This window comes from Bradyrhizobium sp. 153, assembly GCF_023073835.1.
GTDB lineage: Bacteria > Pseudomonadota > Alphaproteobacteria > Rhizobiales > Xanthobacteraceae > Bradyrhizobium.
In genome coordinates, this window is sequence record NZ_JADPKH010000160.1 from 1 (window position 1) to 6,556 (window position 6,556).

General features: G+C 57.6%; 5 protein-coding genes and 1 pseudogene. 5 read left to right on the forward strand and 1 reads right to left on the reverse strand.

Annotated features, from left to right (window positions below):
* On the forward strand, positions 1-935 hold a 935-nt coding region (locus tag IVA91_RS36475), incomplete at its 5' end, for a transposase (RefSeq protein ID WP_247460804.1).
* 86 nt (positions 936-1,021) lie between these two features.
* Positions 1,022-1,834 carry an IS3 family transposase gene (locus IVA91_RS36480; protein WP_247450393.1) on the forward strand — a complete coding sequence of 271 codons (813 nt, stop codon included), beginning with the start codon at positions 1,022-1,024 and terminating at the stop codon, positions 1,832-1,834.
* Positions 1,835-2,431: 597 nt separating this feature from the next.
* Here the strand turns inward: IVA91_RS36480 and IVA91_RS36485 are convergent.
* A complete protein-coding gene (locus IVA91_RS36485) occupies positions 2,432-2,785 on the reverse strand; it encodes a hypothetical protein (protein WP_247280638.1) in 354 nt (117 codons plus the stop codon).
* A gap of 206 nt (positions 2,786-2,991) precedes the next feature.
* Here IVA91_RS36485 and IVA91_RS36490 point away from each other — a divergent pair, with 206 nt between their 5' ends.
* The 3 genes and pseudogenes from IVA91_RS36490 to IVA91_RS36500 all read left to right on the forward strand — a co-directional run bounded on the left by IVA91_RS36490 (position 2,992) and on the right by IVA91_RS36500 (position 6,351).
* A complete protein-coding gene (locus IVA91_RS36490) occupies positions 2,992-3,207 on the forward strand; it encodes a hypothetical protein (RefSeq protein WP_247280637.1) in 216 nt (71 codons plus the stop codon).
* A gap of 38 nt (positions 3,208-3,245) precedes the next feature.
* Positions 3,246-4,591, forward strand: a pseudogene (locus IVA91_RS36495) (IS1182 family transposase).
* Between the two features lie 341 nt (positions 4,592-4,932).
* A complete protein-coding gene (locus IVA91_RS36500; RefSeq protein ID WP_247279347.1) occupies positions 4,933-6,351 on the forward strand; it encodes a glycosyltransferase family 39 protein in 1,419 nt (472 codons plus the stop codon).
* The last annotated feature ends 205 nt before the right edge of the window (positions 6,352-6,556 follow it).

Genomic DNA, 6,556 nt, shown 5'->3' on the forward strand with positions numbered 1-6,556 from the left:
GGTTGGTGGAATATGCCGCTGCCCATATCCAGCATATGCAGAAGGCCCTGATGGAGATGAACCTGCAGCTCCATCACGTGGTCTCGGATATCACGGGCGCGACTGGCATGCGGATCATCCGAGCTATTGTTGCGGGCGAACGCAAGCCCGACGTGTTGGCGACCTACCGGGATGCACGCTGCCATTCTTCCATGGAGACGATCCGCGCCGCACTGGTGGGCAACAACCGACATGAACATGTCTTCGCCCTGACCCAATCGCTGGAACTCTACGACGTCTACCAGGCGAAGATGCTGGACTGCGATCGCAAGCTCGAAGTCTTGATCGCTGCGTTGGGCAACAGAGGGACAAAACCGGGCAGAAAGTTACCCAGGCCACGCATAAAGACCAAGCAGGTCAACACACCCACGTTCGATGTCAGGACCGCGCTGTATGGTGTGCTCGGCGTCGATCTGACCGAGATCCATGGGTTGGGTCCGTCGCTCGCCTTGAAGCTCATCGGCGAGTGCGGCACAGATCTGAGGGCATGGCCGAGCGCCAAGCACTTCACCTCCTGGCTCTGCCTCGCACCGGGCAACAAGATTTCCGGCGGCAAGGTGCTGTCTTCGCGTACGCGACGATCCTCCAGTCGGGCAGCCGCACTGTTGCGGTTGGCGGCCACAACGGTCGGTCGAAGTGATACAGCGCTGGGAGCATTCTATCGTCGGCTGTCCTCACGGGCGGGTAAGTCGAAGGCCGTAACGGCGACCGCCCGCAAGATTGCGGTTTTATTCTACAACACGCTCCGGCACGGCATGAGCTACAGCGATCCGGGTGCCAACCAATATGAGCAACAATATCGCAGCCGCGTCGTCGCCAACCTTCAGCGGAGGGCCAAATCGCTAGGCTTCCTGTTGCAGGCCATTCCGGGGGACGCCAATCCGGCTGTTTCTTAGGAAGGCCGCAGCCTTCTTCGCGAAGGAAGCGACATGAAGTTCGTCTTCATCGCGAAGCACCGGACGATCTGGCCGGTGGCATGGCTATGCGATGCGCTGGGGTGTCGCGGTCGGGCTTCCATGCCTGGCTGAACCGCTCGCCCAGCGCCAGATCCCGCAGCGACGAAGAGCTCGGCGGCAAGGTGAAGGCCAGCTTCATGGCGAGCGACCGCACCTATGGTGCGCGCCGGGTGTGGCGTGATCTGCTCGCCGATGGAGTGGACTGTGGGCTCCACCAAATCGAACGGCTGATGCGCCTGCAAGGCTTGCGGGCGCGGCCGCGACGCCGGCGCTTGCCGAAGGACAGCGGCGATCGACAGCTCGAGACCGTGCCGGCGAACCTCCTTGACCGGCAGTTCGCCGCCGAGCGGCCGAACCAGAAGTGGATCGCCGACTTTACGTATCTCTGGACGGCCGAGGGCTGGCTCTACGTCGCAGCGGTGATCGACCTGTTCTCACGCCGGGTGGTGGGTTGGTCGATGAGCGCCGCCATGACAGCTCAGTTGGTAACCGATGCCCTACTGACGGCCGTCTGGCGACGCGGCAAGCCGGACGCATTACTGCACCACTCCGACCAGGGCAGCCAGTACACCAGCGAGCAGTTCCAGCGCCTGATGGCCGACCAGGGTATCGTCTGCAGCATGAGCCGCTCCGGCAACGTCTGGGACAATGCAGCGATGGAGAGTTTCTTCTCCTCCCTCAAGACCGAACGCACCGCCAACAAGATCTACCGCACCAGAGATGAGGCACGCGCCGACGTGTTCGACTACATCGAAAGGTTTTACAACACGACCCGCAGGCACTCGACCATCGGCTATCTCAGCCCGGTTGAGTTCGAGCGCAAGGTGGGATTAGCTTAACCTGGTGTCCATCAAACCGGCAGCAGCTCACACAAAATGTCGAGACGATTCACTCAGAGCGTCGAGCTTGCTAGGTCACTCTGCGGGAGTAGAGCAGCTCCTGAAAATGCGGCGGCTCTTTAAGAGTATTCCCCTCCCTAGCCATTCGTCTCGCCGAACGGCGCACAGTGAGCAACGCGCTCGGTGTCGCGCTGCCATGTGCTTCACGCGTATGCAGCTTAGCGATCGGTCGACAACTTGAGATACTTCCTATGGAGAGTGATCGGTGATTTTGAACCGTCAAGTATCACGCGTACGGCATCGCAATAGGTGCTTGAACTAACAACGGTACCCCGCTTGCTCGCTAGGCGCGGGCCAGCTGCATCGATGACCGTGATACGCCCTCCGATTCTGACTTCCGCGTTTAACGACGGACGTCCCGTTCCCCGCGCTTGTTGATGATCGGCCATTCGATCCTCACAGGATAATGAACGGCGATAGCCGCGCTGCTGTGAGCCGCGACCGATCAGAAGACGTCTTCTTTCGCTCGCTTCACTGCAGGCGCCTTCGGGATGTGAACCTGCCATTGGATAAGCCCCCCGCCCGATCAGAGTGCTTCTAATACCGGTAATACTCGCCAACTCTTGCCCGCCATAGTGCTTCAAAAGTGACGGGTTCAGGTGGTGCCCACGCTTGCGAATCCAATGCATTCCTTGGCGTGGCGGCTGTATTTTCGTTTGAAAACGTTTGCACAACGTCCTTGGTCCACTCCAACGATGACTTTGAAAGCATGGGCTTGCCTTCGTACCAGCATTTTCGTCCGTCAATGATGCGGTAGGACCACAAACGCCCCTGCGGGTTCGACGGCATCGCGGCGCTGCATTGCTGTTTCGCTTGCGCCTTCGCGATCTCAACTGCCGAGAGTCCGCCAAGGCATGCGACTAAGCTGATTGTTGCAAGCGGTTTTTTCATTTGCCAACGCTGCTGTAGTCGAATTCAAGGACTACGAAATTGAGGCATTCTGGGAACATCGATGAGCTTGGCGTACATACGTTCGTTTCCGCGGGCCAAGACTGAAAGGAATCTTGGAGGATCAGCTGCGCTTCGCTGATCGGCATGAACATTTATTGTAACTGCGTCACTGCTTCTGCCCGCGCCCGAAGCTCACGATCGTATAAATGGAAGAAAAGAAGGTGTTTTCTGGAATATCCCCATTTTTCTTCAGTTTAATTATCACATTTTATTTCAACTGGGGGCACCCCCACGTGTTCGGCGGAAGTAGAGGGCATGTTCGGACGGCGACGACCACCGCGCTCGCGGGGATCGCGGTCCCAAAGTTTGGTCGAAAAGGGCCGATTTTGTTGAAAAAGGCGGCAGTTGCGACTCAAGGATAGCAGTGATTCAGTCTGTCTAATTGGCAGGGCTGAAGATCATGATGGGGCATCGGCAAGTCGAACAGGCTGCTTTGTTCTATGAGTTCTCGCTCGAGAAGCATATTCCCGCCGACCATCTCTTGAGATCGGTCGACAGGTTTGTCGATCTGCAAGAGATCAGGCAGGACCTGGCACCCTTCTACAGCAGCATCGGCCGACCTTCGATCGATCCTGAACTGATGATCCGGATGCTCCTGATCGGTTACTGCTTCGGCATCCGATCGGAACGGCGCCTGTGCGATGAGGTTCACCTCAATTTGGCCTACCGGTGGTTTTGCCGGCTCGGTCTGGATGGGGTGGTGCCCGATCATTCGACATTCTCCAAGAACAGGCATGGCCGCTTCCGGCAGAGCGATCTCTTGCGTCGCGTGTTCGAGAGCGTGCTGCGGCGCTGCATCGAGGAACGACTGGTCGGCGGTGAAGGATTTGCAGTCGATGCGAGCCTAATCAAGGCCGATGCCAATCGGCAGAAGGGGATCGAAGGCGATAACCGCCGGAGGCTGCCGGCCGAGCAATCGACGAGTATCTGGCTGTCCTCGATGATGCTGCTTTCGGAGCTGCGACCGAGGTTACCCCGAAGTTCGTATCGCCTTCCGACCCGGCGGCGCGCTGGACGGGGGCGCACAGCGGCCAAGCGTTTTTCGCCTATTCGACGAACTACCTGGTCGACATCGAGAACGCGATCATCGTCGATGTTGAGGCAACGACCGCAATCCGGCAGGCGGAGGTGTTGGCCGCCAAGCGCATGATCGAGCGCTCGCTGGAGCGGTTTGATCTCTATCCGAGCCGGCTCCTCGGTGACAGCGGCTATGGCTCGGCCGAGATGCTCGCCTGGCTGCTCTATGGGCGCGGCATCGAGCCGCACGTTACAGTGTTCGATAAGTCGGCCCGCACAGATGGGATCTTCTCGCGCGACGACTTCACCTATGACCATGCCGGGGACATCTATCGCTGCCTTGGTGGCAAAGTTCCTACCACGACCGGAACGTTGGTGAACGATGGTGCCACCATGCTTTACCTCGCCAGCAAGCGCGATTGTGATCGATGCGCATTGAAGGCTCGGTGTTGCCCCAAGCAGGCTTCACGGAGAGTGCCGCGCTCGATCTACGAGGGCGCTCGCGACATGGCGCGCCAGATCGCGAGATCGTGGGAGGGAGGCACCTCGCGCCGGCTCCGCAAGAAAATCGAGATGTTGTTCGCGCACCTCAAGCGCATTCTCAAGCTCGACCGTTTGCGTTTACGAGGTCCAAACGGCGCGCGTGACGAGTTCATCCTCGCAGCCACCGCCCAAAACCTTCGAAAGATGGCCAAGCTGATCCCGATGCCCAAGCCGAGGCTCGCATAGAGGCGGTTGAGCAGTTCGGCCAAATCGCGACGGAGCTATTACAACGAAATACTGCCGGCCTTTTTCAACAGAATCGACCCGGAGCAGACTTGGCGGCGCTTTCATGGCCGACCGACACGGCGAGCTGGCTAGCTCGCGCCTGTCTCTTTCCAAAAGCAAGTGAACTCGTATTCATCCGAAATGACAACGGCCCTTTGTTGTCGAGCGGCTTTATCGTAGGGTTGCCGAGATCGTATTCAACAGCTGCGAAGTTGCAGTGTGAATTCCCGATGAGCCGGTTGCAGACTCGGAGGAATGTCCTGCGCCTGCCCAGGACCCTTCGAATAACTAGGGAGGTTCGTGTGCTCGGAACCACGGAAGCAACCCAGAGGACACACGGGGCGACGTTCGCAGCAATTGCTGTAGTTCTCACCGTGGCTGGCTGGCTCCGCTTTCACAATCTTGGAAGCGAAAGTTTGTGGTTAGACGAAGTAGTATCATGGACGCAAGCCAAGGACGGGCTTGCCGCGCTGATACAACGCACCTCTCAGGATAATTATCCCCCTCTTAACAACCTAGCGATTTTCGTCGCGATTAAGCTTCTGGGTACTGACGAATGGAGCATCCGCTTTCCATCGGCGATCTTCGGCCTCGCAAACATAGGTGTCCTGTATTGGTTAGGCACAATGACGCTCGGCCGAAAAGCGGCGCTGTTCGGTGCGGCTATGTTGGCCCTTTCACCGTTCAGTGTAATTTATTCCCAGGAAGCAAGGATGTATTCGTTATTGGCCCTTGCCGCGACCCTTTACGCGGCTACTTGCTTTTACTATCTGCGGGCACCATCCACGCTGCGGGGTGCCTGGATATCGCTTTCAGGACTGTCTCTGGTTTACTCGCACCCTTACGGACTACTCGACTGGATTGTGATCGCATTGGCTTTCGCCGCGCTTTTTCTGCTGCCCATTTGGTTCTCGCGGAGGACCATCCTGGTCTGGGTGACATCGAATACTATAGTCGCCATCGGGTTTATGCCTTGGGCATTGATACTCGCTGGGCATGCTCGGACAATTGATGCTGGCGGATTCTGGATACCGCCACTTACCACTGCTTTTTTGAGCAAAGAGCTGGGAGCCCTTGCGGGAGGAAAATTGTTTTTTGGCATCACACTGATCGGTGCAGTTCTCGGCGTGGTGGGGGCACGGCGCCGAGATTTGGCCTTCCTATGCGCCTGGGTCGTCGTCCCACTGGTAGTCGGAATTGTCGTTTCGATCCTATGGCAACCCATGTTCCTAGCACGGTACGTAATAGGCTCTCATCCACCTCTGCTGCTACTGTCCGGGTTCGGCTGGACAAAGTATGCCAAGGATTGGCGAAGTGGGATCTTTTCAATTGTGTTTGTCGCCGCCATCGCTTTGGCAAGCCTGCCCTTCTTGCGCCGACCTGTGTACGCCTACCCGAAAGACGATTGGCGCAGTGTGGCATCATTCTTGGACACGCGGATGCAACCAACGGATTGTGTGCTTGTCGTTCCAGCCTACGGAGCGATCCCGCTCGGTTACTACAAGAGGCCTCTATCCTGCGAATTGGGTGCTAAGAGGATCGGTGATCTGCCAGTTACAATGCCGGCTTCCGCTCTGTTTGGCGTATTTGGCCTTCATAATGAGCAACCCACCGAGCTGTCCCGGGTGGTTGAGTTCACCGACGAACTGCGACGGCGTGGCTGGCACGAACTTTACCGAACCGATTTTCAAGGCATTCGAGTAGTTTCGTATGCGCGGTGACCCGTTGGTACCCTCTTCCCGGCCGAAGCACTTTGAGTATGAGTCGCCTATGCTCGTGACAATCTCAATCAGAGATTCCACAAACAGCTCAGGTTCCGCTCAGGGTCGATTCTGTTGAAAAAGGCAGCTGTTGCGACGCAGAGATATCAGTGATTCAGTCTGTCTAATTGGCAGGACTGAAGATCATGATGGGGCATCGGCAAGT

What these genes read in the sequence shown, in the direction of transcription:
- IVA91_RS36480 (WP_247450393.1), top strand. Translation starts at nt 1,022, where the DNA reads ATGCGATGCGCTGGGGTGTCGCGGTCGGGCTTCCATGCCTGGCTGAAC.
- IVA91_RS36485 (WP_247280638.1), bottom strand. Translation starts at nt 2,785, where the DNA reads ATGAAAAAACCGCTTGCAACAATCAGCTTAGTCGCATGCCTTGGCGGA.
- IVA91_RS36490 (WP_247280637.1), top strand. Translation starts at nt 2,992, where the DNA reads ATGGAAGAAAAGAAGGTGTTTTCTGGAATATCCCCATTTTTCTTCAGT.